This is a genomic window from Alcanivorax sp. HI0007 (genome assembly GCF_001635525.1).
In the GTDB taxonomy this organism is placed as follows: domain Bacteria; phylum Pseudomonadota; class Gammaproteobacteria; order Pseudomonadales; family Alcanivoracaceae; genus Alcanivorax.
On the sequence record NZ_LWEJ01000188.1, the window covers coordinates 1 to 393 of the forward strand.

A 393-nucleotide genomic window follows, 5' to 3' on the forward strand; every position below is an offset into this window, starting at 1 on the left:
GGGAATTTGTTCCATCAGCAAGCGCACCATGGGCAATTGCCGTCGTTGCAGAGCGATTTCCGCCAACCAGGGGTTTACCTGGGCCGGGGACAACCCCAATCTGCGAGCAAATATCAGGGATTCCTGGGCTTCCCCAAGGTTGTCCTGGCTCATCTTGATACGTCCACGGAGCAACCACAGACCGGCATCCTCGGGGGATTCCATCAGTCCCATATCGGCATAAAAACTGGCCCGCTCCAGGGTCAGGGTGAGGATGTCACTGCGAACCAGGTCCTGATAGCTCAGTTCCCAGTAAAGTTCAGCCAGACGCCGGGCAAGTCGGTATCGACGCGACTCTTTGGCCCGCTCCAGCAATTGCAGCGCCCGGTCAATATCACGGGTAATCTCTTTTTC

1 pseudogene is annotated in these 393 nt (G+C 56.7%); it reads right to left on the reverse strand.

Going from position 1 to position 393, the window contains the following annotated elements:
* Positions 1-393 (reverse strand): annotated as a pseudogene (locus A3714_RS10085) (hypothetical protein); the annotation flags it as partial.